We start from the raw sequence: 24,183 nt of genomic DNA, 5'->3' as shown, positions 1-24,183 counted from the left end.
TATTCACTGGGACTCGGGTTTCAACTTACCGAGCCCCAGAGATTGAAACCCGACAACGTAGAACAACGTCCACAGCACCGCCCAGTCCACGAAACCCAATGCATTGCCATGTAATCCGTCTGCAACTGCAGGTTCATGGAGAATGTGTTCGGCCGCAAAACGGTAGTAGAACAGAAATGTCCCTACCGCCAAGGCAAACGTGAACACACCACGGACCACAAGGTTGACGCCGCCCCCGAACCCTGTGGGCTTATTACCGAATGCGTTGGCCCACAAGATCATCCAGAAGGCCCAGCACACACCGAGTTGCGCCGGAAACTGATGTACGACGGTACCCAACTCCGCAACTGCGGCACTTCCCAAAAGTGCTTTCACGACTGGGACAGCCACAAAATAGAGTCCCGTTCCCAGAGCGAAATTTCCGACAGTAGCCGCGAGCGCCGTCCGGCCTCCGCCACCGAATACCCTCCATGGCCAATTGTCCAACGTCTGCCCGGTCAGAATCACCACGACCACAATGCAATAGAACCAGCCCAGCACTGCGTCGACGGTCATTACAGGATTTGTCGCAGACAGCGAAACGGACGGCAATCCGAACACGAAATACAACGCCAAGGTCGGTACGGCGACAAACGCAATCTCGCACAGACCCACAAGCGGTTGCTTCATTCCCAGCGCGATCCACGGCCAGTGCTTCCAATTGAGCACCACCATCACCCACGTGCCGAAGCCGAACAGCACGAATAAAGCACCAGCGAAGTAGCCAATTCCTCCTTCCCGATCTGCTGTGAAGTCCGGATAGAGGCTTCCGAGTCCGTTGGCGAGCAACCATGTCACCGCTACGGAGAACACCGTTGTCGCGGCCATGATTGCCAGCCCTCTCACCGGCTGCAGTAGCCGATCGAAACCTGCAAATTCGCAGTTGAAGCCGATGAATACCACAAAGAGGATCGCCCAGAACAACGCAGCGTTGAAGGGAAGCGGATAGAAGCTCCACGGACTGGTGGTGGGATCTGCGAGGAGAAACCAGCTCCCCAGAGCCAAGATCAGGACGATCACAAGATTCGCGACACCGAACAGAATCCAACGGCGGGAAGGTTGAATACTCGGTGTACCCGAACTCGTCGGAGCATCGACTGTAGCTGTCATATTTCCTTCTCCCAGTTGTGTCGCAAGACAATTCACGAAGTCGTCGCGCAACTATGAAGGCACCGAAGCAGATACGGGGAGGGTTGCTGCAGGTTGCAATTGCCATCCAGCTTCCGGGTTTGCAACGCGATGCAACCCTTCTATATTGTGGTCGTCATCACATATAACTCACTCATCGGCTTACCCCGCCAACGAGGAGAACTGAATGAGCATCACCGACAAGGTTGCATTGGTCACCGGCGCAGGCCAAGGAATCGGTCGCGGAATCGCACTCCGACTCGCCCACGACGGCGCAGATATCGCTCTGGTCGATCTCGACCACACCAAGCTGGATGCCGTTGCACGTGAGATTCACGAAATAGGCCGTCGGACAACCACCTTCATAGCCGACGTCAGCGACCGCAAACAGGTACACAACGCAGTCGAACATGCCCATTCGGAGCTAGGCGGTTTCGATATCATCGTCAACAACGCAGGAATCGCACTGGTAGGCCCGCTGTCCGACGCCGCTCCCGAAGAGGTTGCCACGATCTGGAGGGTCAATGTCGACGGAGTTCTGTGGGGGATCCAGGCCGCGGCTACCAAGTTCAAGGCGCTCGGACACGGCGGAAAGATCATCAACGCATCGTCGATTGCCGGCCACGACGGCTTTGCCATGCTGGGCGTGTACAGCGCAACAAAATTCGCGGTCAGAGCGCTCACACAGGCAGCCGCCAAGGAATACGCGTCCGATGGCATCACCGTCAACGCATACTGCCCTGGTGTAGTCGGAACGGATATGTGGGTAACGATCGACAAACGGTTCTCCGAATTGACCGGAGCACCGGAAGGCGAAACATACGACAAGTTCGTCGGCGGCATTGCGCTGGGCAGAGCGGAAACTCCCGACGACGTGGCGGGGTTCGTCTCCTACCTGGCAGGACCGGATTCCGATTACATGACTGGCCAATCCGGCCTCATCGACGGCGGGTTGGTATATCGCTGACATGTCGACACCCACGACGCGGTTGCCTGAACCCGCGATGCCCCCTGGTGAGGATCCTCGCAACTACGCGAGGACCCTAGCCGCGGTGTACGACGCGACGATGGCCGGCGACAAAGCGCCGGCGCGTCCCCGCGATGTGGTGCGTCAGTCCTGGCAGCGCTTGAAAGACCTCGGAGTCGATCCCGAGCAGAATCACACCGAACCGTCGATGGACATGGCCGAACTTGACCTGCGACGCCGCGAATCCGGCCTCTACGACGTTCTCGACGATGTGACTCGCGGGCTCGAATCAGTCACCGCGAGCGGCGAAAACATCATGGTGGTCGCAGATATCCACGGAACAGTGCTGTGGCGCAGCGGCTCTCATCGGGTAATGGATCAGGCCGCACGGCTCGGGTTCATCGAAGGCGCGAACTGGGCAGAGAATTCAGTCGGCACCAACGCTATCGGAACTGCGCTGGTATCGAGACAGGCCGTCCAGATATTTTCGGCCGAACACTATGCGCGTAGCCATCATTCGTGGACCTGTGCCGGTGCACCGATCCGAGATCCGCGCGACGATCGTGTCATCGGTGTCGTAGATATCAGCGGCCCAGCCAAAACCGTCCATCCCACCACACTCGCACTCGTTGACGCCGTCGCACGCCTCGCCCAATCGCACCTGCGCGACAAACATCGCGACAACCTCGACCAATTACGTTCTGTCGCAGCACCGATGCTTGCGCGTGGCAGTTCTCCGGCACTGGTTACCGATTCTCACGGCTGGGTTGCAGCAGTCGATTCGCTCCCACATCGCACGCGAATCCTGCTTCCCGCTGCAATGACTCCCGGTACGACCTGGTTTCCCTCGCTCGGTCTGTGCGAATTGAATCCGCTCCCCGGCGGTTGGCTGATTCGCCCGACAACGTCCGGTACCGAGATCGCGGCCCCCGCGGTACACATCGACCTCCGAGACTCCGAGAACATGTCCGTGACCGTGACATCAGGATCTGGGGAATGGACGTACTCACCCACACAGAGGCACGCGGAAATTCTGTTTCTCCTGGGCTCCGAGCGGAGCGGACGAACAGCATCGCAATTGGCCCAGGATCTGTTCGGAGACTCGGCCCGCACGGTAACCGTACGGGCCGAGATGTCTCGTCTGCGTAAAAATCTTGCGGGAATTGTTGCGGCACAGCCTTACCGGTTTGTCGACGCCGCAGAAGTCACCCTCTCACTCCCCGATGTCGGCGCACACCTACTGCCGTTCTCGAATGCTCCGGCTGTGTGTGCCGGCCGATTGCGTCAGGCCGATTCGGATGCCTGAGTGAGCAACTGCAAGAACACCTCTTCGGGCTGAGCACCCGAGACCGCTATTGCACGGTTGGCAACAAAGAACGGAACACCGCTCACCTGAAATTGACGCGCCATCGACAGATCCTCGCGAACAGCGTCGGCTGCTGCGTCGGAAGCAAGTTGCGCGCGGACCGTTTCTTCGTCCAGGCCCACGCTTACAGCGATGCGGACCAACTCTTCGCGGTCGTCGATCACCTTGCCGTCGCTGAAGTGCGCTTTGAACAGGGCCTCCAGAAGGTCAGCCTGCTTGTCGCCGGCCAAGTGAAGTAACCGGTGAGCGTCGAAGGTGTTGGCGGCGATCGCGGTATCGAAATCGAGATCCAGGCCAACCTCGGCTGCCGTATTCGCAACCGAAGAGAACATCTGCCGCACCTGATCCGGAGCCATGCCCTTCATCTCGACAAGAGCCTCGAGTTCGGTGCGGCCCTCGCCCACCGGAGTCTCGGGAGCCAGCTGGTACGAACGCCAGATGACCTTGACGCGGTCCTTGTTATCGAACCTGTCGAGCGCCGCTTGGAATCGGGTCTTGCCGATGTAGCACCACGGGCAGGCAACATCCGACCACACCTCAACGGTGAGGTCCTGGTCGGTCACGTCTTGGTCAATCACAATTTGATCACTCACCGAAGGTGCAACAACAAACCCTGCTCCGATTAATCCCGACGTCATCCGGCCCGGCCACGTCGGGTAGCTCAAGCAGGTTGGGAAGCCGCAGTGAGCAACTGCAAGAACACGTCCTCCGTTTGCGCGCCGGAGACCGCTATTGCACGGTTGGCAACAAAGAACGGAACACCGCTCACCTGGAATTGACGCGCCATCGCCAGATCCTCTCGAACCGCGGCGGCTGCTGCGTCGGAAGCGAGTTGATCCCGAACCGTATCCGCATCCAATCCCACGCTGACGGCGATGCGGACCAGTTCTTCACGGTCGTCGATCATCTTGCCGTCCCTGAAGAATGCCTTGAACAGTGCATCCAGAAGGTCCGACTGCTTGTCCCCGGCCAAGTGAAGCAACCGGTGAGCGTCAAAGGTGTTGGACGCGAGGGCAGCGTCGTAATTCAATTCCAGACCGAGCTCGGCTGCCGTGGTCGTGACGTGATCGAGGACTTCTCCCAGCTGATCCACAGTGGTGCCTCGCCGTGCGGCCATGGCATCAACCACTGCGCGGCCCTCACCCACCGGAGTCTCGGGAGCTAGCTGATACGAACGCCAGATGACCTTGACACGGTCCTTGTTCTCGAACCTGTCGAGCGCAGCTTGAAACCGGGTCTTGCCGATGTAGCACCATGGGCAAAGAACATCCGACCACACCTCGACAACGATGTCCTGGCCGGTCACATCTTGGTCAATCACAATTTGATCAGTCACCGAAGGTGCAACAACACAAACGGGTGCGGTTAATCCCGACGTCAGGTGACCAGGCCAGACCGGTATGCGACCAACGACGCACTCACCCGGTTGTTCACTCCGAGTTTCGAGAACAACGACGAGATGTGTGACTTGATCGTGGTCTCACCGAGGTACATCCGCGCCGCAATATCGCTGTTCCCCAGACCTGTGGCCAACTCCGCCAGAACCTCGCGCTCACGGTCGGTGAGGACCGCCAAGGCCGTCTGATCCGGAACCTGCTGACGTGGAGCAGACGCCACGATCGCACGCAGCGAATCCCGACTGAACAAGGCATGATCCGACGCAACGACGCGTACCGCCTGCTGAAAGTCTTCTGGTGCACCGTCTTTCCGCAGAAAACTGTGCGCTCCGGCCTCGACCGCCTCGATGACGACACCATCGACGTCGAATGCCGTCATCGCAATGACCTTGGGTGGATTAGGCATGGACATCAGCTCACGCGTCGCCTCCAAACCACCGACACGTGCCATCTTGAGGTCCATCAGCACGACGTGAGGGCGAAATCGAGTGACCTTGGCAGCAACCTGGTCTCCGTCCTCGGCCTCGGCAACCACCACGATGTCCGGGGCGGCCTCGAGGATGTCTTTCATCCCGCGCCGAACCCAGGCGTCGTTGTCGACAATCAGCACCGTAATGCGCGAGTCTGTGTTCATGGTGCGCTCAGATTACCGAGCGGCACCGACAGGTCCACACGAACAAGAGACTAAGCGAACCAGGGCACCCAGCAACTGACCACAAAATCGGGACCGACAACGCCGGCCTCGACCTTTCCGCCGATCTCTCGTGCCTGCTCGGCCAAACCTCGCAGTCCCGACCGCGAACCGACCGACGTCATCGCCGGCAGATCACTAAGTCTGTTCCGTGCCATGATCCGAATGCCGTCGTGCGGCGATCCCGTGACAGAGATGACCAGAGCCTGGTCACTGGCGTACTTCTGCGCATTCGTGAGCGCTTCCTGCACGACGCGATAGCAGACGTGCCCAGCCAACATGCCCACGTCACCGGGAAGCAATTCGGTTTCGAGGCGGCAATGGATTCCGGCGGCCCGCGCTCCGTTGACCAGGTCCCCGACTGCGTCGATGCCCTGATGGCCGCCATGAGCACCTCGATCGCCTGTTCCGCGAAGCACTCCCACGATGCTCTTGAGTTCGTCCAACGCTTCGTGCGCGGTGGTCCGAATCATTGCCGCCGTGTTGACCACCTTCTCAGGGTTGTCCGCGGCACTGACTTGAAGTCCACCCGCGAACAACGAGATTCGACTCAAACTGGCCGCAATGGTGTCGTGCATGTCGCGGGCAATGCGTGTTCTTTCCTCCGTGCGAATGATCTCGTCGCGCATGACATCGGTTTCTTCGGTAGCCAGATCACGGACATGCTCTGCCTCGACAAGCGCCGATTTGGTTCGGACCAGTAGTGACAGCGCGAGAACGATGCCAACCATGACGGCTGCAACAAGCCATGGGATCCAGATTGCCAAGTCGTACTGCTCGAGCTCTGTGCCGTCTTTCGGCATGGCAGTTCCCAGAGTGAGTGCCGAGTACTCACGATCTCGAAAAGCGTCGTAAGTCAACGAGATTCCACACACCACATAGACCGCCACGCCGGCAGCAATCAGCCGCGGCCCGCGGGCGAAGCGAGCAACTGTGAACAATGCAATCAGTGCGGCAGTTGCATCGGTTACGAAGAACAGAGGCCCCACCAACGTGATTGCGAGAACTTCCCAGGGACGCTGATGCCGCCAGATGAGAGCGATCGCGCCGGTCACGCTCAAGACAAATCCGATACCGATATTCCACGGCGGCATATTTCCCGACGACCCGGCAATGCTCACTGTCATGAGCGAACAGAAAATGCTCAAGGAGACGGCGGCACTCGTCCACACGCGTCGCCGCACAGTACTTCCTCGGGTAGTGATCACCGAGTAAGCGTATCTACTGCCACCGACGACTCGAATCAACCGAAAGGACCCCAGACGCGCAGGAACACCGACCGAAAGGAGGAGTCGACCCGATCATTCGGCCGACGCGCCAGGCACCCCTATCGCCGTTGACTAGGGCCATACCCACTCTCGAAAGGCGCACATCATGCGATCCCTCCGCACTCCCCTCGTTATCCTGGCCGTCGGCGCAGCACTGTTCGCAACCATCGCTTCGGGCGAATCCAACGAAGCAAAGAAGGCCGAAGGCGGCGGATCATCATCGGCGCCCGCTTCGACATTCGGAGTCGGCGACGTCGTCGACCTCGGAGACTGGCGCGTCCAGGTACACGGCGTTGTCGACCCGTACGTCTCGACAAACCAGTTCATGGCCCCGGATCCCGGAAATCGCTACGTCGTGATCGACACAGAGGTGACCAATAACAACGACAAGCCCGAGACTGTGTCCTCGGTGATGTGCTTCGAACTACAGGACAGCACGAACAAGTCCTACAACATGACCATCACCGACAGCAGTACGTCCACCGTCGACGGCGAACTCGCCCCCGGAGCAGCCAAGCGCGGCGAACTGTCGTACGAGGTCCCCGAGGCAGCTACGGGCCTGCGCCTGCAATTCAAGTGCGACTTGTTGTCGTCCGGTTCGGCAACCATCAACCTCTCGTGAACCAGCCAGGCGATCTGCTGCTGCGACCGTTGGCGCTCATCTCCGTCGCCGTAGTTCTGATCAACGATCACGTACTCAAAGATGCGTTCGGGAATGTGTTGACCGGAAAGCTCTCCGATATCGCCGGAGTATTCCTGTTCCCGATCCTGCTACTTTCCGTACTCGAAGTTGCTCGCCGAACTTTAGTAGGCACCGGAGCGATCGCCTGGTCTGTCGCCGTCACCGGAATCGGCTTCGCTGCAGTGAAACTGATTCCGGTGGTGGGCGACGCGTATGAATACACGATCGGATTTCTCCGTTGGGCGGCAAGGGGATTCAGCGGCGAATTCGCACCGATCCTCGTCTACCGGGACCCCTCGGATCTCTGGGTACTCCCGATCCTGATCGCGAGCTACTTCGTGATCACGCGAAACCGTACTCGAGCGCCGGAGGGGGCGGTCGAGCACGGAACCGTTAATCCAGTGCCGCGTCCAGCGTGATCTCGACGCCTGTCAGGGCCTTACTGACCGGGCACGTTTCCTTCGCTGCCTGCGCAACTTTCGCGAATGCATCCGCGTCGAGACCGTCGACCTCGGCGCGGACGGTGAGCGTGATGCCGGTGAGCTTGAAGCCGACGGTGTCGGGGCCCAACGAAACGTCGGCAGTGATGTCGAGGCTCTGCGGAGTTCCGCCGGCCTCGGCGATCAGCGCCGATAACTGCATTGCGTAGCAGGAGGAATGCGCTGCCGCGATCAGTTCCTCAGGACTTGTAGTGCCGCCGGCTTCGTCGGCAGCACGTTTGGGAAATGACACGTTGAAGGTCGCGGCACCGGAACTGGTGAGTTCGACCTGCCCGGACCCGGCTTCGAGTGTGCCGTTCCAGGCGGTGCGTGCGGTACGAGTTGGCATTGAGTGTCCCTGCTTCCGTCGACGAATGAATCGGTGAACGCCTTGCCGTTCAAACCTACCCACTTCAGCCGAGCAACGTCGCGCACAACAATGCCGAGACTCGTTCCGCTTCCGAGAAACCAACGACGCGACCTACGTCGAATACCAGTCCCAATGCCGCGTGAACAAGGAATCTCGCTTGCACCACGGTCAATTCGGGCCTCGCTTCGACGCACAGGTGCGCCCACTCTTCGATGTTGAGTCGCTGAATCTTGCGCAATTCCGCGCGGGCATCGTCGGGCAAGTTTCCGATTTCCGCGAAATACACGGCCAGTAGCTCACTCTGAGCGAAGAAGACAGCGACGTACATCTCGGCAAGGGTGCGGACTGCCTGCAGCGGAGTCTCCGATTCTGCCAATGCCGAACCCAAAGTGACGTTCAGTCGATCGGACGCACGGTGGAAAGCCGCAGCAAGTAGATCTGCCTTGCTCGGAAAGTACCGGTACACACTCGAAGCCGTGATCCCGGCAGCAGCCCCGATTTCCTCGATACTGACTTCGTGATATCCCCGTTCGTAGAAGAGCAGCACGGCTTCATGAAGCAGTACCTCACGTTTCGACGTTCGGACGAGTCCCGGAATCTGCTTCGTGACTTTCACGCCTTTCGTGGCTGTCGAAGACCCGATCTGAGGTAGTTCGATATCGATCACCGACCAGCAAATTGAGAGCAGGAATGCTTCGATCTGCTTGGGCGGCAACGCCGATCGATGTGCCGTGACACTTCCGATCACACTCAGGACAGCTGATGTGACGAGGCCCAGGTGTGCACGATCGAGTTCCGGACGAACCGTCGACAATGGATCCGCTATCCGCTGGCGTAACGCAAGCACCTCGAGGCGCAGATTCTCGCGATCCGTCTTTTCCAGATAGCGGCCTTCCCATCGATAGAGTCCGCCCCGACGCCGATTCTCGAGGGTGACGCCGATGACTGCAACCATCACGGCTTGTAGCTGTTGCCGTGGATCGTCACGCTCGCACCGTGCCGCATCAGTCGCGTCGAGCAACGCCTGGGACAGGCTCTCCACCGCATGGACGAACAACGCGTATTTGTTGGGGAAATGGCGATACAGCGCCGGACCGGACACTCCGACCGCCGACGCAATATCGTCGATACCGACCGCATGGTAGCCGCGTTCGCTGAAAGCCTCGGCTGCAACGGCCGCAATCTGCGCCTTGCGGTTCTTCGGCCTCGTGCGTGGGGCGGATTCATCACCACCTACAGCGACGCGCGTCCGTGTGGGCATGTATCCCTCCATCCATTCAGCAACCGTACTCATTTTCTCCGAACACCCTTGACAGGCTCACTCAGGGTGTTATGTTAACCGACATTCGCACAAGTCTTGCAGAAAAGTCCACCACCGAAGTCAACACCACCGGCACGAGTTTCGGCTTGCACCAACGGAACACCTTCGATCAGACCGACCGTAAGAAAGTAGCTGTGAGCTGATGATTCGCATGTTTTGCAAGACCCGTTCCGGTTCCGCATGACGACCGCCACGGCCGGCCTGCTGTCGGAACTCGACAACAGCGTCCTGCGATTGACGTTCAACCGCCCCGAGCGCATGAACGCGATCGACCTGGAAACGATGAACGCGCTTGCCGACGCCATTGTCGGTGCCGACAACAACCCTGACGTTCGCACCATCGTCATCACCGGAACCGGACGTGCCTTCTGCACCGGAGCCGACCTCGCGGCTGCCGCGATGAATCCGACCGATCCCCATGTCGTCATGGACTCTGCAAACGCCGTGATCCGCGCTATCACGAGCACCGCCGTACCCGTGATAGCCGCAGTCAACGGCCCGGCCGCCGGCGTCGGCGTCTCCATCGCCCTTGCCGCAGACCTGACGTACGCCGCCGAAAGTGCGTACTTCCTCCTGTCGTTCGTCAACATCGGACTGATGCCCGACGGCGGCGCCAGCGCACTGGTGCCTGCTGCCATCGGCCGAGCCCGGGCTGCGGAGATGTTCCTACTCGGCGAAAAAGTGTCGGCGGAGAATGCAGAAAATTTCGGTCTGGTCTCCCGAACGCTTCCCGCCGATCAATTCGCGGCCCATATCGAGGCCGTCGCGACGCGTACCTCGAAAGCACCTCGACGCGCTCTCGAACTCACCAAAGCTGCCCTCAATGCCGCGACACTCGACCGCATCGATGCAGCCTTGGAACTCGAGAAGACTGGTCAAGTAGAACTTCTTGTCAGCGCCGACTTTGCCGAGGGCGCAACAGCAATGCTCCAGAAACGCGCACCGAACTTCAAGTGATTCAAGAGAGGAAACCGTACATGGCCTCCATCGATACAGCGTCCGAGGTACAACGCTTGCGACGCACCAACTGGAACAACCAAGTCGCTCATCATGCTCAGATGATCCCTGATCACACCGCACTGCGATTCCTCGGCGATTCCATCTCCTGGAGCACACTGAGCGAACGCGTCGACAAACTTGCCGACGCCCTCTCCCGTCGCGGCGTCAGCTTCGGCGACCGCGTCTTGATCCTGATGCTCAACCGCCCCGAGTACCTCGAGGTAGTGCTTGCCACCACTGCGTTGGGCGCGATCGCAGTACCGGTGAACTTCCGTCTCACTCCGCCCGAGGTCACCTATCTGGTCAACGACTCGGGATCCAAAGTCATTGTCGCCGAAGGACCGCTCGCTCCACTAGCTGCCGCAGCGCGAGCCGCCTCCGACGGTATCGACATCTCCATCACCGTCGGAGCACCGGCCGAAGGTGACAGCCTCACATACGAGGACTTGATCGCCGAGACCGGAGACAGCCACATCCCTCGCGACATCCCCGATGACACACCGGCACTCATCATGTACACCTCGGGAACCACTGGGCGCCCGAAGGGTTCGGTGCTCTCGCACTCCAATCTCGCGTCTCAGTCTTTGACCTGCATCCGCGCATTCCATCTCTTCAAAGAGGATTCCATCGGATTCTGCGCGACGCCGATGTTCCATATCGCGGCCCTCGGATCCATTGCTCCGAGCCTGCAATTGGGCACCGCCACAGTCATCCATCCACTCGGGGCTTTCGACCCGGGTGCACTTCTCGACGTCCTCGAAGCCGAGAAGGTCACCAGCCTGTTCCTCGTTCCGGTTCAGTGGCAGGCCGTGTGTGCCGTCCAGAAAGCGCAACCCCGCGCATTGTCACTGAAGAATATTTCCTGGGGCGCGGCGCCGTCGTCGGACACGATCTTGCGTGCAATGGCGGAATCATTCCCCGACGCATTCAACGTCGCGGTCTTCGGCCAAACCGAAATGTCGCCTATCACTTGCGTTCTCGACGGTGAAGACGCAATTCGCAAACTCGGATCGGTGGGCCGCGTCATCCCGACCATCTCGGCGCGCGTTGTCGACGAGAACATGGACGACGTCTCACCCGGAGAGATCGGCGAGATCGTCTACCGCGGGCCGACAATGATGAGCGAGTACTGGAACAACCCGCAAGCCACCGCCGACGCTTTCACTGGCGGCTGGTTCCACTCCGGCGATCTGGTGCGTGTCGACGACGAAGGCTTTGTCTACGTCGTGGACCGTAAGAAGGACATGATCATCTCGGGCGGTGAGAACATCTACTGCGCCGAAGTCGAAAATGCTCTCTACGAACACGAATTGATTGTCGAAGCCGCAGTAGTCGGGCGTTCCGACGCCAAGTGGGGCGAGGTGCCCGTGGCAATTATCGCCATGGCACCCGGCGCCGGCGCTGATCTGACAATCGAAGAACTCGGCACATTCCTCGCTGATCGCCTGGCCCGTTACAAGCATCCCAAGGACATCGTTGTGGTGGAAGCCCTGCCGCGCAATGCCAGTGGCAAGGTGGTCAAGGGTGAACTGCGCGAGAAGGTTCGATCAGTCGACGCGGTTTCCTGATTCTCACTGAACAAGCCTGACGGGCGGCGCTTCATCGAGGTGCCGCCCGTTCTGCGTGAGCTACGAGGCACCGATCGTCAACGCCAGGTTCATGACGGTCACATCGATTTCCAGATCTTCGTATTGACTCGACAAGATCGTCACCCTCAACTGCGTGAGGTATTGACCAGAATCCGTTTCGGTCACGACGTAACGGGTTGTGGCCTCGAGAGTCAACGCACATGCGAGCAGTTTCTCGACATCGATGTGTCCTGCTTCGCCAAGATCGCCGACGCGTCCACAACCCCGTCGGCACCGACTGTGTAGCCGCTCATGGTGGCTGCATTCACCACTTGCACCAAGTCCGATCGCACACCATCAAGCATTCCCGATGACGTCCGATACTCTCGAGCAATCACGCTGAGCGCACCCGCTACCTTGCCTGCGGTGCTGCTCTCCCCCACCACACGTTCTGCTGCGGCTTTTGCGGCTTCACCGTGCCAACTCTCGGCCAGGACATCCTGGTCCAAGCAGAGGCTGTGCATGCTCTCGTCGATCTTTCGAGACATTGCATCGATTCCATCAGCGCTGCCGATCAGGTCTTTCGGTCGCCACGCCACAACGTTCGGCACTGTCAGCGTCACGACGGAACGCTCATTGTCCGCAACACCATTCGTTATGTTGCCGACTTCCACTAAACGAAGGCAAATATTCGAAATCCCGAGGGCTGCTGCACCACAAGCTAATTCAGCTACCTGCTGAAATTCTGTTCCACTAGCGCATCCTGCGAATCAGCAAACGGTGTACTTACATCCGTTTCTGCCAAAAGCTGACTGGTTTCAACAATTTCGGCCGAGAACCGCCTTAACATCCCCGGATCAACTTGCAACGTCAAAATCCCCCCCTCAGAACCGCCCAACCCCTTGTCGGAGAGTAGCAGCCTGAGTGGTACGTGCCCGGCCTCCGAAGCTAGGCGCCTACGTGCAACTTTCGGTGCAGTTCGCGAACCTCCGGAGAAAGTTCCGAAATCGGGCCTTCCACTAAGACATTCGGTGCAACCTCGTTGATCGACAGAGACTTCACCGGTGCCGGCGGCACTCCCCACTCCGCCAACCATTCACCGAGTTGCGCGGCCGAACAGATATATACGATCCTGCCCAGTCCCACCCAGGCATGAGCGGCCGCACACATCGGGCAGTGCTCACCGGAGGTGAATACCGTTGCGGTGGAACGCTCTTCCGGCGTCAAGTACTGAGCAGCCCATCTGGCCAATTCGAATTCCGGATGGCGGGTACTGTCTCCACCGGCAATCCGGTTTCGATCCTCAGCGAGAAAAGTTCCGTCGGCAGCGGCGAGGACGGACCCGAACGGCTCGTCGCCGGCATCCAAGGCCTCCGTCGCCAATTCGACGCAACGACGAAGATGCCCCATATCGATTTCATTCATTTCCTTCTGCCCCTCCGCTTTTCGAATACACGAACGGGCGGCACCCGATGGGTACCGCCCGTTCTCGTTACTGCTCTGTACTACTCTGCAGCGCTTTCGCTCTCGCCGGCCTTGGACAGCTCGATCGGCGGCGCGTCCGGCACGTCGATCGGCTTCTTGGTAGGCGTGAACGTGAACTTCGCGTCCTCGCCCGAGCCTTCGCCGTCCCAGCCTTCGACGTCGACGAGCACGATGTGGCCCGGTCCGATCTCTCCGAAGAGGATCTTCTCCGACATCTGGTCCTCGATCTCGCGCTGGATGGTGCGACGCAGCGGCCGCGCACCCAGTACCGGATCGAATCCGCGCTTGGCCAAAAGCGACTTGGCCTTGTCGGTGACCTCCATGGCCATGTCCTTGTTCTTGAGTGCCTTCTCGACGCGAGCCAGCATCAGGTCCACCATCTGAACGATCTGCTCGTTCGTGAGCTGATGGAACACGACGATGTCGTCGATACGGTTCAAGAATTCCGGACGGAAATGCTTCTTCAGCTCGTCGTGCACCTTGAGCTTCATGCGCTCGTAGTTCGATCCGCTGCCCGAGCCCGAACTGAAGCCCAGGCCGACAGCCTTGGAGATGTCGGACGTACCGAGGTTGGACGTGAAGATCAGCACCGTGTTCTTGAAGTCGACGGTACGACCCTGACCGTCGGTGAGACGGCCGTCCTCGAGCACCTGCAGGAGCGTGTTGTAGATCTCCTGGTGTGCCTTCTCGATCTCGTCGAACAGCACCACGGAGAACGGCTTACGACGGACCTTCTCGGTGAGCTGGCCGCCCTCCTCATATCCGACGTACCCGGGAGGGGCACCGAACAGACGCGAAGCGGTGAAGCGGTCGTGGAACTCGCCCATGTCGATCTGGATCAGAGCGTCGTCGTCACCGAACAAGAAGTTGGCGAGCGACTTCGCAAGCTCCGTCTTACCGACACCCGACGGGCCGGCGAAGATGAACGAGCCCGAGGGACGCTTGGGATCCTTCAGACCTGCACGGGTACGACGGATCGCCTTGGAGACAGACCTGACGGCCTCTTCCTGTCCGATGATCCGCTTGTGCAGTTCGTCTTCCATGCGGAGCAGACGCGTGGTCTCCTCCTCGGTGAGCTTGAAGACGGGGATGCCGGTCCAGTTGCCCAGAACCTCGGCGATCTGCTCGTCGTCGACCTCTGCGATGACGTCCAGGTCGCCCGCACGCCACTGCTTCTCACGCTCTGCGCGCTGAGCGACGAGGGTCTTCTCCTTGTCGCGCAGGTTCGCGGCCTTCTCGAAGTCCTGCGCGTCGATCGCAGATTCCTTCTCGCGACGCGCGTCGGCGATACGATCGTCGAATTCGCGCAGGTCCGGCGGTGCAGTCATCCGACGGATGCGCATTCGCGCGCCCGCCTCGTCGATGAGGTCGATCGCCTTGTCCGGCAAGAAGCGGTCGTTGATGTAGCGGTCGGCCAGTGTCGCAGCTGCAACGAGTGCACCGTCAGTGATGGAGACGCGGTGGTGAGCCTCGTAGCGATCACGAAGTCCCTTGAGGATCTCGATGGTGTGCTCGACGGTGGGCTCGCCCACCTGCACGGGCTGGAAACGACGCTCGAGAGCAGCATCCTTCTCGATGTACTTGCGGTACTCGTCGAGAGTGGTGGCACCGATGGTCTGCAGCTCACCGCGAGCCAGCTTGGGCTTGAGGATGGAGGCCGCGTCGATAGCGCCCTCGGCCGCACCTGCACCCACGAGGGTGTGCAGCTCGTCGATGAACAGAATGATGTCGCCGCGAGTGTTGATTTCCTTGAGAACCTTCTTGAGGCGCTCTTCGAAGTCACCGCGGTAACGGCTGCCGGCCACGAGCGACCCGAGGTCGAGCGTGTACAGCTGCTTGTCCTTGAGGGTCTCGGGGACCTCGCCGTTGACGATTGCCTGAGCCAGGCCCTCGACCACAGCGGTCTTACCGACACCGGGTTCACCGATGAGTACGGGGTTGTTCTTGGTACGACGCGAGAGAACCTGCATCACGCGCTCGATTTCCTTCGAGCGGCCGATGACCGGATCCAGCTTGCCTTCGAGGGCAGCTTGCGTCAGGTTGCGACCGAACTGGTCGAGCACCAGCGAGGTGGACGGCGTGCCGGCCTCTCCGCGAGTACCACCGGTTTCGGTGGGCTCCTTGCCCTGGTAGCCCGACAGCAGCTGAATGACCTGCTGGCGGACGCGGTTGAGATCGGCACCGAGCTTGACCAGAACCTGAGCTGCGACGCCCTCACCCTCGCGGATGAGACCGAGCAGGATGTGCTCCGTGCCGATGTAGTTGTGTCCGAGCTGCAGCGCCTCGCGCAGACTCAGCTCCAGGACCTTCTTGGCACGCGGAGTAAAGGGGATGTGACCGGACGGAGCCTGCTGGCCCTGGCCGATAATCTCCTCGACCTGGCTGCGGACTCCCTCGAGGGAGATACCCAACGACTCCAACGACTTGGCGGCAACACCTTCGCCCTCGTGAATGAGGCCGAGGAGGATGTGCTCCGTACCGATGTAGTTGTGGTTGAGCATCCTGGCTTCTTCTTGAGCCAGGACAACAACGCGCCGCGCGCGATCGGTGAACCTCTCGAACATCGCTCTCCCTCACACTCTCCGGCGGGCAGGTTCGAGACCGGATGTCTCGTCCCTGGTCGCCGCGTTTCGCTCCGGCACTACAGACTGATCGCCTCGCCGGTCAGCGGACATGACGTCCACGAATCGACTTAGGTTGCACGACCCCACTTATTACTCTAGTGGGCGCGAAGTCCACCTGCTGCTCCTCCACCCGATTGGCAGGGGATACCGGCTTGCTTACATTCCATAACGTCGCAGCTCCGGCAATCGTTTCCCGGTTCCTGTACGCCTGAAGCGAACAGGTGCGCAAGGCGAGTTCTGTGCCTGATCAGCCGACTATCGGGAGCACTCGATCGCAAGGAATCTGTCGCGGACCGGAGGGATCGAGGGCCGCAAGAGTGAACGCTGCCGTCCGCTGCGACGCCACGAGAGCGATGTGGTCGGACTGATCCTGCTCGCAACCATCCTGCACAACGATGTTCGACGCATTGGACGCTGCCAGTATTCCGCTGCTGTACGGAACGACAACTTGGTCGTACCGCGTCACGATGTTGGTGTATTCGACGGAAGCCGCATAGACACCCGCGTCGTGCAGTTCACTCACGTAGCTGGCGTTATCGAAATCTGGGCCGCCGACGCCTTTCGGTGGGCCGACGTCGGAGCCCTCCCACAGAGGGGCGATCGAGACGATCTTCGAGACCTTGGCGTCGCCGCCCAGGAACTTCGCGTAGTACCCACTGACAGTTGTGCCCTGCGAGTGACCAACCAGATCAACCTGGGAGGCGCCCGTCGTAGCCAGAACGCTGTCGACGAAGGCGGACAACTGCTGCGCACTGTCGGGCAACGGTGACATCCCACCCGCCGCAGAAATCGGCCACGGCAGATCCGTACGGTTCCCGAAAGTGAGAGCGAAAACGCAGTAGCCCTCATTCGCGAGCACCGGCGCAAGGACGGCCCAGTTGGTCTGTCGGTTCGCCGCGGTTCCGTGCACGAGTACCACTGGATCGGGATGCGCTGACGACGGTTGGCACGTGAAGTCATTGGTGCCCGGAGCCGATCCCCCTGGATTGGCCGCTTCGAGGACGATGCCGCTCACGAAGCCGAACGGAACGGGGAGCCCTTCGCTCGCTGCTGCTGTAGGTGCGGCGACCACTCCCGCGGCAACTGCCGTGAGCGTTGCACAGACAACCAACCGAAAACCCATCGCAAGCTCCATTCCCCACTCAGCCCACGATGGGCCAGACCGGATTGCACGGTACCGGTCGCAGGTGCGCAGGGTCGAGCGCGTTGAGAGCAAACGTTGCAGCTCGCAGCGACGCGGCAATCGCAAGGTGATCGGATATGTCCTGCTCGCAACCGTCCTGCACAACGATGTTTGTTGCATTCGGGCCCGGTTCCAGACCGTTGGTGTACGGAAGGACCAGTTCGTCGTATCGCGTCGTGATGTTGGTGTAGCGAACACTGGGCACATAAACGCCGCCGGCGCGAAGATCCTCGATGAAGTCCGAACCCGCCCCCATGTTCAGGCAGGCCTTGCAGATCGGAAACCCGGCCTGCGCCGCCTCGGATACTCCGAGATCACGCAGAGTGCGGCCGATGCTTACCTGCTCGTTCCCGAGCGTTCCTTTCCACAGCGGCGCCACCGAGACGACGTTGTCCACCTTGCCTGCACCGCCGAGAGACTTGGCGTAATAGCCACTGATGATCGTGCCCTGAGAATGGCCGATCAGGTCAACTTTTTCGGCACCGGTCGCCGCTAGAACTTTATCGACAAAACTCGACAATTGTTCTGCACTGGAGGGAATTTCCTGCATCGCACCGATAGCCGATAGCGGCCAGGGCTGATCGGGAAAATTGCCGTAGGTCAATGCGAAAACGCAGTAGCCCTCATTGGCAAGCAACGGCGCGTAGGTAGCCCAGTTGGTCTGACGATTGCCACCCGTACCATGCACGAGCACAACAGGATTGGGATGCGCTGCAGTCGGCTTGCATGAAAAATCATTCGATCCCGGAGCAGATCCGCCCGGATTGCCCAGCTCCAGCGGAACGCCGGCAAGAAATGCATTGGGGACAGGCAAGGGGGTCTGCGCCGACGCCACCGACGCCGACAGTGTCCCGACGAGCATTACCGCGGCAAGAACCGCTCCCCCGAAAATACCGATTCTGCGCACGATCGACTCCTCTGATGACAGATGCGAACGGACGCGACGCTAACAAACCGACACCTGCCTGCACAGCGTTTCGAGGAAGTGAGTCCGAAATCTGCCCAGTCGACGCTTGTATCTACTCAGATTGCGTTCTCGTAGGCCTTGCGCACTTCGATCGCGATGCGACCGCGCGGAGCCATCACATAGCCGGCGGCCTTTGCCCACTCACGAATGTTCGCGCTCTCATCACGTTCGGAAATCGGACGATACTTCGACGTCGCACCATTGACCCCCTTGCGTGCATCAGATTTTCGCGCGTGAGAAATCCACGCGCTCAACATATCTCGAAGTTCCGCAGCATGCGCTGACGTCAGATCGATTTCGTATCCGACCCCGTCGATCGAGAATTCGACAGTCTCGTCAGCCTGCGAACCCTTGTCGAGATCGTCAACCAATGTGACGACAACTTTCTTCGCCATGACCCCGTCCCCACTCGTTGTAAAAATGCTTGACAAGCTGCGACGTTAACACTTGGACGAACGTCCTGTCTGCTTTATGCAGGATCCTGTTCCGCCCCAATTGTCCGCGTTTCACTGAGAAACAGAGCTTCGTCGCCGCTCATCGAGGTAGTTATGGATACCTCGCCGAGCCCGCTCGGGCGAGAATTCAGCGGCTAGGAGAAGATGGCGCGCCACCTGAAGTTCGCCAGTATGCCCAGAGTGCAACTGCCGGCAAATGCCCTTGGGATCAAATCGAATTGAAGGACGAACCGTACCGAATTCCGTGGGAGCGACCAAACTGAAAAGGGTTCGGCCGCAGCATATGCGGCCGAACCCTCATCGTGTAAAAATCTAGCGAGCTGACGGCCGCACGATCGGGAACAGAATCGTCTCACGAATACCGAGGCCGGTGAGGGCCATCAGCAGACGATCGATACCCATGCCGGTTCCCGTGGTCGGCGGCATGCCCTGCTCCATGGCTGCGAGGAATTCCTCGTCCAGGACCATGGCTTCGTCGTCACCGGCCGACGCGAGTCTCGCCTGATCGACAAAACGTTCACGCTGGATGACCGGGTCAACCAACTCCGAGTAGCCGGTGGCCAACTCGAAACCGCGAATATAGAGGTCCCACTTCTCCGTGACACCCTTCTTGCTGCGGTGATCACGCGTCAACGGTGACGTTTCCACGGGGAAGTCGCGCACGAACGTCGGCATGTACAGCTGATCGCCGCACTGGTGCTCCCACAGTTCTTCAACGAGCTTTCCGTGGCCGTAGCCCTTGTCCTTGGGAACCTCGAGGCCGACCTTCTCCGCCAAGGCAAGAAGTTCGTCGACCGTCGTATCCGGGGTGACCTCGGTACCGATGGCCGCCGACAGCGACGGGTACATCTCGAGAACCTGCCACTCGCCACTGACGTCGTATTCGGAACCGTCGGCAAGTGTGAGGACCTGGGTACCGAATGCCGCCTGCGCGACTTCCTGAACGAGTTCGCGGATCATCTTCGCGGAATCGTCGTAAGTCCCGTAAGCCTCGTACGTCTCGAGCATCGCGAACTCGGGCGAGTGAGTGGAGTCGACGCCCTCGTTGCGGAAGTTGCGGTTGATCTCGAAGACCTTCTCGATGCCGCCGACAACACAACGCTTAAGGAACAGTTCCGGCGCGATACGCAGGTACAGATCGATGTCGAGTGCATTGGAATGTGTGACGAACGGACGCGCCGCAGCGCCGCCGTGCAGCGTCTGCAGCATCGGTGTCTCGACCTCGAGGAATCCGCGATCTTCGAGCGAATTGCGCAGTGCGCGAACCACCGCGACGCGCTTGCGTGCGTTGTCGCGAGCTTCCGGGCGAATGATCAGGTCTGCGTAGCGCTGACGCACGCGGGACTCTTCGCTCATCTCCTTGTGCGCGACCGGCAGCGGACGCAGCGCCTTGGAGGCGATCTGCCACGCGTCGGCCATCACACTGAGCTCACCGCGGCGGGAGCTGATGACCTCGCCGTGAATGAAGACGAAGTCGCCGAGGTCGATGTCGGACTTCCAGGCCGCCAATGCGTCTTCGCCAACGCCGGCGAGGCTGATCATGGCCTGCAGTTGGGTACCGTCGCCCTCTTGCAGGGTGGCGAAGCACAGCTTGCCGGTATTGCGCATGAAGATGACGCGGCCGACGACGCCGACAATCACGCCGGTAGCGGTGTCAGGCTCGAGTTCCGGATACTCGGCGCGGATCTGCGCCAAGGTGTGGGTGCGATCCACGGAGACCGGGTACGCCTCCTGCCCTTGCGCCAGGATTCGCTCACGCTTTTCGCGTCGGATCCGGAGCTGCTCGGGGGTGTCGTCGACTGGCTGCGCTTCTACATCACTCACGGGGTACAAGACTACTGGGCCACGTCCACCGTGCGTATCGCTGGTAGTACTGCTGAGACGGCGAGCACGATTCCCGACGCCAGGTAGAGGCCGACGCGAACGTGATTCCACATCGTCCAGCCGGCCGCGTAAGCAGTCCAGGATGCTTCGTCGGCAGTCCCGACCGATGCAAAGGCGTCGTTGCGGGGTACGTGGTAGATCACGGTCACGGCAAACGCAGCGAGAACGCCGACGCATCCGACGAGGGCGAGAACCCAGCCTTCCGGTCTCGATATCGATGCCCAGACTGCTGCAGCGATCGCTGTGACTGCCGATCCCACCAGAGGCAGCATCAACGCGCTACGCGGCGCTTCGACATTCATCGCCTGCATCGACGTGATTGCGGAGTGCGCATCCACCGATCTCAGAGCCGTCATCACGAAAGACGAAAATGCGAACAATGCGCCACCGGCAAGTAGCGCACCGACAGCGGTCAACCCGATCAGGAGTTCCAACACGACTTCCTCTTTCTTCACGACCAGACCCCCGCTCGCGCGGCCTCAGCAGCAAAGACGCTGAAATCCCTAGCCGGCCTTCTCAACACCTCCTCGACAACGCCGGTCGCATAGTCGTTGCGTCCGTCGAGAACGTCGGAGAACAGGTACGCCAGGAGGCCGACAACGTCATCGGGAACACCCGACTCCTTCATTCCTTCGGAAAACTGTTGCAGTTCAATTGTTTCGAATGACACCGGGCGTCCCGACGCCACCGAAATCGCATCCACCGCCTCTCCGAATGTCAGTGTTCGCGGACCTGTCACCTTGAGAACTCGGCCGACAAGTTCCGCACGCGTCAATGCAGCTACCGCAACATCCGCGAGATCGTCGACGTCGATGAACGGCTCCCCCACCCCGCCGACCGGAAGTGCCAGGTGCCCGGCCTGAATCGGTTCGAGAAGATATCCCTCACTGAAGTTCTGGGCGAACCAACTTGCCTGCACCACGGCCCATTCCAAGCCACTCGCAGAAAGAGTCTGCTCCGCTTTCTGTGCGGCCGGTTCACCGCGGCCCGACAGGAGAACGATCCGGCGAACACCACTACGTTGTGCAACGTCCGCGAATTCTTGAACATCAGCACTCGATTCGGGCACCGCCAGATCGGGTGCGTACGTCACATACGCACCGTCGACGCCAGTCACCGCCGCGCGCCAAGTATCGCGGTCATTCCAGTCGAAAACCGTCCCGGATGTTCTGGACGTGATTCGGGTTTCCACTCCCGCCGCCGCCAACCTCTGTGCGACGCGCTTACCGGTTTTTCCGGTACCGCCGATCACTACCGCCGATTGAATGTCAGATGTTGAAGTCATGTACTCATTCGACCGCGCCGATTCAATACGATCCATAGCTGAAAGTCGCAGAAACATACGTCTGCGTCTACCGTTCAATCATGGATGCACTGTCGATGATGCTGTCGGGATCGCGGGCAGAGGGAGCATTTCTGCTGCGTTCACTTCTTGATCCGCCCTGGTCACTTCGCATCGAAGACCACGCGCCAGTCACGGTGCTGGCTGTCCTCCGCGGCAGTGCCGTCGTCATCTCGGATACCGGACAGACAGAGAACCTTGCAACCGGAGACGTCGCGCTTCTGCGTGGACCCGACTCCTACAGAGTTGCCGACCATCCCGACACCCCGATTCACGTCATCATCGACGAAATGCAGAACTGCACCGCGGTCGACGGTTCGCCACTCGAGGACATGTCGGTTCTCGGCATTCGCACCTGGGGTAACTCGACGAACGGCCAGACCGTCATGCTCACGGGCACATACCGTTTGGACAGCTACGTCAGTCGGCAGATTCTCGACAGTCTTTCACCTGTCGCGGTCGTACCAGGAAGCACCGAAACCGATTCGATGACAAAGCTTCTGGGGCAACAGATATCCGCCGACGGACCGGGACAGGAAGTCTTGCTTGATCGTCTCCTCGACTTGGTACTGATTTCAACGGTCCGAACGTGGTTCACCGAGCATCCGGATTGCGCACCACAGTGGATCACAGCGTACGAAGATCCCGTCATCGGTCATGCCTTGCGGCTCATGCACAACCGACCGGAACACCGGTGGACCGTCGAAAGCTTGGCCCATGAAACCGGCTGTTCCCGTGCCGCTTTCGCGCGCCGATTCACCGCACAATTAGGCATCGGACCAGTTGGGTATCTGACGCAGTGGCGACTCTCCGTTGCCGCGAATCTACTGGCCGACCCGAGCCGAACGGTGTCGTCCATCGCACGAGAAGTGGGCTACTCCAGTCCCTTTGCGCTGACGACGGCATTCACCCGCCATCACGGCATGAGTCCGAGATCGTTCCGCCAGTCTCCTGCACAGCAGGGCTAGTGAGCCGCGACCGCCGCCAACTCACGGGTGCAATGACGCACACCGCTGAGCGCACCGAGTAGCCCGGCAGCCTTGATGGCCTTGTAACCACCCACAAGATCGGTAGCGTTTCGCAGGCCGAGCTGCTGCAACGACGCAGCTGCCAGGCTCGAGGTGTAGCCCTCGGAGCAGACGATGACCCACTCGACGTCGCGGTCGGTGGCCAGGGCGAGGTGCGCGCTGCTGGTCGGATCCAGACGCCATTCGAGGACGTTGCGCTCGATCGCGAGGGCGCCGGGAAGGGTTCCTTCAATGGCGCGCTGAGCCTGCGGGCGAATATCGACAAAGATCGCCCCGCGGTGGAATGCCTCGGTGAGCTGGAAAATGTACATGCGATCGATCTGAGCGCGGGCGTCGTCAAGCATTTGGTCGATAGTCATTTTCAGGCTCCTTCGGGCTGGTCGGTCAGCTCGGTACGGGTGCGGCGAAGTGTGCGGTGATCCGTCACTTCGTAGAAGGACATAGCCGTCAATGGCGGCGAGTAAGCATGAACACTCAAAGTTGGTGAATCAGCACTGATTTCGATTGGCTCACTGGATGCCTCCGGCGTCCGTACGACGTCGTGCACCCAGCCGAGTTGAAAGGCCGCTTGATCGCCGGCGTCGAGTTGACGCTCCAGCAGTTCTTCACCAGCCCAACGATATTCGGTGAGCGAACCACTGAGCACCGTGAGCGCACCGAAAGATCCTGCATGGTCATGTAATTCGGTGTTGCGTTCCGGCACCCAACTGATAAGCCAGACATCGACGTCATCGTCGGCATGCAGGCGAGTTGCCCACCGCTCCGTGGTGGAAAACGCTTCGGGGATGAGGTGGTCGAAACGTCCGTCGAGAACACCGTTGGCACCCTCGTCAGTGAGGCGAAGGAGGTCAGCGGTACGCAACCGCGTGGGCAACGAAGCCCCGGTGCGGCGCCGTCCAGACGAACCGCGATTAGCGCTGCGACCTGCGGAAACGTCGCC

General features: G+C 60.1%; 26 protein-coding genes. 7 read left to right on the top strand and 19 right to left on the bottom strand.

The window, feature by feature from the left end; translation table 11 throughout:
- Positions 1–3: 3 nt before the first annotated feature.
- Positions 4–1,149, bottom strand: a complete 1,146-nt coding sequence (locus tag MTX36_RS14200; protein ID WP_243620390.1) for a hypothetical protein — start codon at positions 1,147–1,149, stop codon at positions 4–6.
- Between the two features lie 205 nt (positions 1,150–1,354).
- Between MTX36_RS14200 and MTX36_RS14195 the strand changes: the two genes are divergently transcribed.
- The gene (locus MTX36_RS14195; protein ID WP_243620389.1) at positions 1,355–2,134 is read left to right on the top strand and encodes an acetoin reductase; all 780 of its coding nucleotides are present in this window, start codon (positions 1,355–1,357) and stop codon (positions 2,132–2,134) included.
- 37 nt (positions 2,135–2,171) lie between these two features.
- On the top strand, positions 2,172–3,440 hold the full coding sequence (locus MTX36_RS14190; protein WP_243620445.1) for a GAF domain-containing protein: 1,269 nt from the start codon (positions 2,172–2,174) through the stop codon (positions 3,438–3,440).
- On the opposite strand, the gene MTX36_RS14185 is transcribed toward MTX36_RS14190, so the two are convergent.
- From MTX36_RS14185 to MTX36_RS14170, 4 genes are all read right to left on the bottom strand, one after another.
- Complete coding sequence (locus tag MTX36_RS14185) at positions 3,419–4,063, bottom strand: DsbA family protein (protein ID WP_243620388.1); 645 nt, start codon at positions 4,061–4,063, stop codon at positions 3,419–3,421. The two genes, MTX36_RS14190 and MTX36_RS14185, sit on opposite strands and share 22 nt — an antisense overlap.
- 98 nt (positions 4,064–4,161) lie before the next feature.
- Entirely contained in the window at positions 4,162–4,821 is a 660-nt protein-coding gene (locus tag MTX36_RS14180) for a DsbA family protein (RefSeq protein ID WP_243620387.1), read from the bottom strand.
- A gap of 56 nt (positions 4,822–4,877) precedes the next feature.
- Positions 4,878–5,531 carry a response regulator transcription factor gene (locus tag MTX36_RS14175; protein ID WP_243620386.1) on the bottom strand — a complete coding sequence of 218 codons (654 nt, stop codon included), beginning with the start codon at positions 5,529–5,531 and terminating at the stop codon, positions 4,878–4,880.
- Between the two features lie 50 nt (positions 5,532–5,581).
- Positions 5,582–6,715: a sensor histidine kinase gene (locus tag MTX36_RS14170; protein WP_243620385.1), complete on the bottom strand. Its 1,134-nt coding sequence runs from the start codon at positions 6,713–6,715 to the stop codon at positions 5,582–5,584.
- 247 nt (positions 6,716–6,962) lie between these two features.
- Here MTX36_RS14170 and MTX36_RS14165 point away from each other — a divergent pair, with 247 nt between their 5' ends.
- Both MTX36_RS14165 and MTX36_RS14160 read left to right on the top strand, forming a co-directional pair.
- Entirely contained in the window at positions 6,963–7,478 is a 516-nt protein-coding gene (locus MTX36_RS14165; RefSeq protein ID WP_243620384.1) for a DUF4352 domain-containing protein, read from the top strand.
- Positions 7,475–7,957 carry a hypothetical protein gene (locus MTX36_RS14160; protein ID WP_243620383.1) on the top strand — a complete coding sequence of 161 codons (483 nt, stop codon included), beginning with the start codon at positions 7,475–7,477 and terminating at the stop codon, positions 7,955–7,957. Before MTX36_RS14165 ends, MTX36_RS14160 begins: the two co-directional genes overlap by 4 nt.
- Here the strand turns inward: MTX36_RS14160 and MTX36_RS14155 are convergent.
- Both MTX36_RS14155 and MTX36_RS14150 read right to left on the bottom strand, forming a co-directional pair.
- Entirely contained in the window at positions 7,932–8,366 is a 435-nt protein-coding gene (locus tag MTX36_RS14155) for an OsmC family peroxiredoxin (RefSeq protein ID WP_094271014.1), read from the bottom strand. The two genes, MTX36_RS14160 and MTX36_RS14155, sit on opposite strands and share 26 nt — an antisense overlap.
- A 64-nt stretch (positions 8,367–8,430) precedes the next feature.
- Positions 8,431–9,681, bottom strand: coding sequence for a TetR/AcrR family transcriptional regulator (locus tag MTX36_RS14150; RefSeq protein ID WP_243620382.1), 1,251 nt, complete (start codon positions 9,679–9,681; stop codon positions 8,431–8,433).
- Positions 9,682–9,888: 207 nt separating this feature from the next.
- Here MTX36_RS14150 and MTX36_RS14145 point away from each other — a divergent pair, with 207 nt between their 5' ends.
- Entirely contained in the window at positions 9,889–10,665 is a 777-nt protein-coding gene (locus MTX36_RS14145; RefSeq protein WP_243620381.1) for an enoyl-CoA hydratase, read from the top strand.
- Between the two features lie 20 nt (positions 10,666–10,685).
- On the top strand, positions 10,686–12,275 hold the full coding sequence (fadD5, locus tag MTX36_RS14140) for a fatty-acid--CoA ligase FadD5 (protein WP_243620380.1): 1,590 nt from the start codon (positions 10,686–10,688) through the stop codon (positions 12,273–12,275).
- Between the two features lie 60 nt (positions 12,276–12,335).
- Here the strand turns inward: fadD5 and MTX36_RS29875 are convergent, their stop codons facing one another.
- The 10 genes from MTX36_RS29875 to MTX36_RS14095 all read right to left on the bottom strand — a co-directional run bounded on the left by MTX36_RS29875 (position 12,336) and on the right by MTX36_RS14095 (position 22,158).
- The gene (locus MTX36_RS29875; RefSeq protein ID WP_279394604.1) at positions 12,336–12,461 is read right to left on the bottom strand and encodes a hypothetical protein; all 126 of its coding nucleotides are present in this window, start codon (positions 12,459–12,461) and stop codon (positions 12,336–12,338) included.
- Between the two features lie 26 nt (positions 12,462–12,487).
- Positions 12,488–12,898: a hypothetical protein gene (locus MTX36_RS14135; protein ID WP_243620379.1), complete on the bottom strand. Its 411-nt coding sequence runs from the start codon at positions 12,896–12,898 to the stop codon at positions 12,488–12,490.
- 325 nt (positions 12,899–13,223) lie between these two features.
- Positions 13,224–13,700 (bottom strand): nucleoside deaminase, encoded by a 477-nt coding sequence (locus MTX36_RS14130; RefSeq protein WP_243620378.1) that lies wholly within the window; start codon positions 13,698–13,700, stop codon positions 13,224–13,226.
- Between the two features lie 80 nt (positions 13,701–13,780).
- Complete coding sequence (locus MTX36_RS14125) at positions 13,781–16,324, bottom strand: ATP-dependent Clp protease ATP-binding subunit (RefSeq protein WP_243620377.1); 2,544 nt, start codon at positions 16,322–16,324, stop codon at positions 13,781–13,783.
- A 307-nt stretch (positions 16,325–16,631) separates the two neighbouring features.
- Positions 16,632–17,507: a triacylglycerol lipase gene (locus MTX36_RS14120; protein WP_243620376.1), complete on the bottom strand. Its 876-nt coding sequence runs from the start codon at positions 17,505–17,507 to the stop codon at positions 16,632–16,634.
- A 19-nt stretch (positions 17,508–17,526) separates the two neighbouring features.
- Positions 17,527–18,429 carry a triacylglycerol lipase gene (locus tag MTX36_RS14115; protein ID WP_243620444.1) on the bottom strand — a complete coding sequence of 301 codons (903 nt, stop codon included), beginning with the start codon at positions 18,427–18,429 and terminating at the stop codon, positions 17,527–17,529.
- 161 nt (positions 18,430–18,590) lie between these two features.
- Entirely contained in the window at positions 18,591–18,929 is a 339-nt protein-coding gene (locus MTX36_RS14110; RefSeq protein WP_243620375.1) for an Lsr2 family protein, read from the bottom strand.
- Positions 18,930–19,301: 372 nt separating this feature from the next.
- A complete protein-coding gene (lysS, locus tag MTX36_RS14105) occupies positions 19,302–20,813 on the bottom strand; it encodes a lysine--tRNA ligase (RefSeq protein WP_243620374.1) in 1,512 nt (503 codons plus the stop codon).
- Positions 20,814–20,824: 11 nt separating this feature from the next.
- Positions 20,825–21,328 carry an anthrone oxygenase family protein gene (locus tag MTX36_RS14100; RefSeq protein ID WP_243620373.1) on the bottom strand — a complete coding sequence of 168 codons (504 nt, stop codon included), beginning with the start codon at positions 21,326–21,328 and terminating at the stop codon, positions 20,825–20,827.
- Positions 21,325–22,158, bottom strand: a complete 834-nt coding sequence (locus tag MTX36_RS14095; protein ID WP_243620372.1) for an NAD(P)H-binding protein — start codon at positions 22,156–22,158, stop codon at positions 21,325–21,327. The genes MTX36_RS14100 and MTX36_RS14095 overlap by 4 nt, the downstream gene beginning before the upstream one ends.
- 80 nt (positions 22,159–22,238) lie before the next feature.
- Between MTX36_RS14095 and MTX36_RS14090 the strand changes: the two genes are divergently transcribed.
- Entirely contained in the window at positions 22,239–23,183 is a 945-nt protein-coding gene (locus tag MTX36_RS14090) for an AraC family transcriptional regulator (RefSeq protein WP_243620371.1), read from the top strand.
- Here the strand turns inward: MTX36_RS14090 and MTX36_RS14085 are convergent.
- Together MTX36_RS14085 and MTX36_RS14080 are read right to left on the bottom strand one after the other, a co-directional pair.
- Positions 23,180–23,602 carry a rhodanese-like domain-containing protein gene (locus MTX36_RS14085; RefSeq protein WP_243620370.1) on the bottom strand — a complete coding sequence of 141 codons (423 nt, stop codon included), beginning with the start codon at positions 23,600–23,602 and terminating at the stop codon, positions 23,180–23,182. The two genes, MTX36_RS14090 and MTX36_RS14085, sit on opposite strands and share 4 nt — an antisense overlap.
- 2 nt (positions 23,603–23,604) lie before the next feature.
- A complete protein-coding gene (locus MTX36_RS14080; RefSeq protein WP_243620369.1) occupies positions 23,605–24,117 on the bottom strand; it encodes a cysteine dioxygenase family protein in 513 nt (170 codons plus the stop codon).
- Between the last annotated feature and the right edge of the window lie 66 nt (positions 24,118–24,183).

Source organism: Rhodococcus sp. ARC_M6 (assembly GCF_022810305.1).
In the GTDB taxonomy this organism is placed as follows: domain Bacteria; phylum Actinomycetota; class Actinomycetes; order Mycobacteriales; family Mycobacteriaceae; genus Rhodococcus_F.
The sequence above is the reverse complement of the archived record's forward strand: the minus strand, read 5'-3'. Positions and strand labels throughout refer to the sequence as shown.

Coding starts and splice junctions, on each gene's coding strand:
- MTX36_RS14200 (WP_243620390.1), bottom strand. CDS start 1,149: ATGACAGCTACAGTCGATGCTCCGACGAGTTCGGGTACACCGAGTATT.
- MTX36_RS14195 (WP_243620389.1), top strand. CDS start 1,355: ATGAGCATCACCGACAAGGTTGCATTGGTCACCGGCGCAGGCCAAGGA.
- MTX36_RS14190 (WP_243620445.1), top strand. CDS start 2,172: ATGCCCCCTGGTGAGGATCCTCGCAACTACGCGAGGACCCTAGCCGCG.
- MTX36_RS14175 (WP_243620386.1), bottom strand. CDS start 5,531: ATGAACACAGACTCGCGCATTACGGTGCTGATTGTCGACAACGACGCC.
- MTX36_RS14170 (WP_243620385.1), bottom strand. CDS start 6,715: ATGACAGTGAGCATTGCCGGGTCGTCGGGAAATATGCCGCCGTGGAAT.
- MTX36_RS14165 (WP_243620384.1), top strand. CDS start 6,963: ATGCGATCCCTCCGCACTCCCCTCGTTATCCTGGCCGTCGGCGCAGCA.
- MTX36_RS14155 (WP_094271014.1), bottom strand. CDS start 8,366: ATGCCAACTCGTACCGCACGCACCGCCTGGAACGGCACACTCGAAGCC.
- MTX36_RS14150 (WP_243620382.1), bottom strand. CDS start 9,681: ATGAGTACGGTTGCTGAATGGATGGAGGGATACATGCCCACACGGACG.
- MTX36_RS14145 (WP_243620381.1), top strand. CDS start 9,889: ATGACGACCGCCACGGCCGGCCTGCTGTCGGAACTCGACAACAGCGTC.
- fadD5 (WP_243620380.1), top strand. CDS start 10,686: ATGGCCTCCATCGATACAGCGTCCGAGGTACAACGCTTGCGACGCACC.
- MTX36_RS14130 (WP_243620378.1), bottom strand. CDS start 13,700: ATGAATGAAATCGATATGGGGCATCTTCGTCGTTGCGTCGAATTGGCG.
- MTX36_RS14125 (WP_243620377.1), bottom strand. CDS start 16,324: ATGTTCGAGAGGTTCACCGATCGCGCGCGGCGCGTTGTTGTCCTGGCT.
- MTX36_RS14120 (WP_243620376.1), bottom strand. CDS start 17,507: ATGGGTTTTCGGTTGGTTGTCTGTGCAACGCTCACGGCAGTTGCCGCG.
- MTX36_RS14115 (WP_243620444.1), bottom strand. CDS start 18,429: ATGCTCGTCGGGACACTGTCGGCGTCGGTGGCGTCGGCGCAGACCCCC.
- MTX36_RS14110 (WP_243620375.1), bottom strand. CDS start 18,929: ATGGCGAAGAAAGTTGTCGTCACATTGGTTGACGATCTCGACAAGGGT.
- MTX36_RS14095 (WP_243620372.1), bottom strand. CDS start 22,158: ATGACTTCAACATCTGACATTCAATCGGCGGTAGTGATCGGCGGTACC.
- MTX36_RS14090 (WP_243620371.1), top strand. CDS start 22,239: ATGGATGCACTGTCGATGATGCTGTCGGGATCGCGGGCAGAGGGAGCA.
- MTX36_RS14085 (WP_243620370.1), bottom strand. CDS start 23,602: ATGACTATCGACCAAATGCTTGACGACGCCCGCGCTCAGATCGATCGC.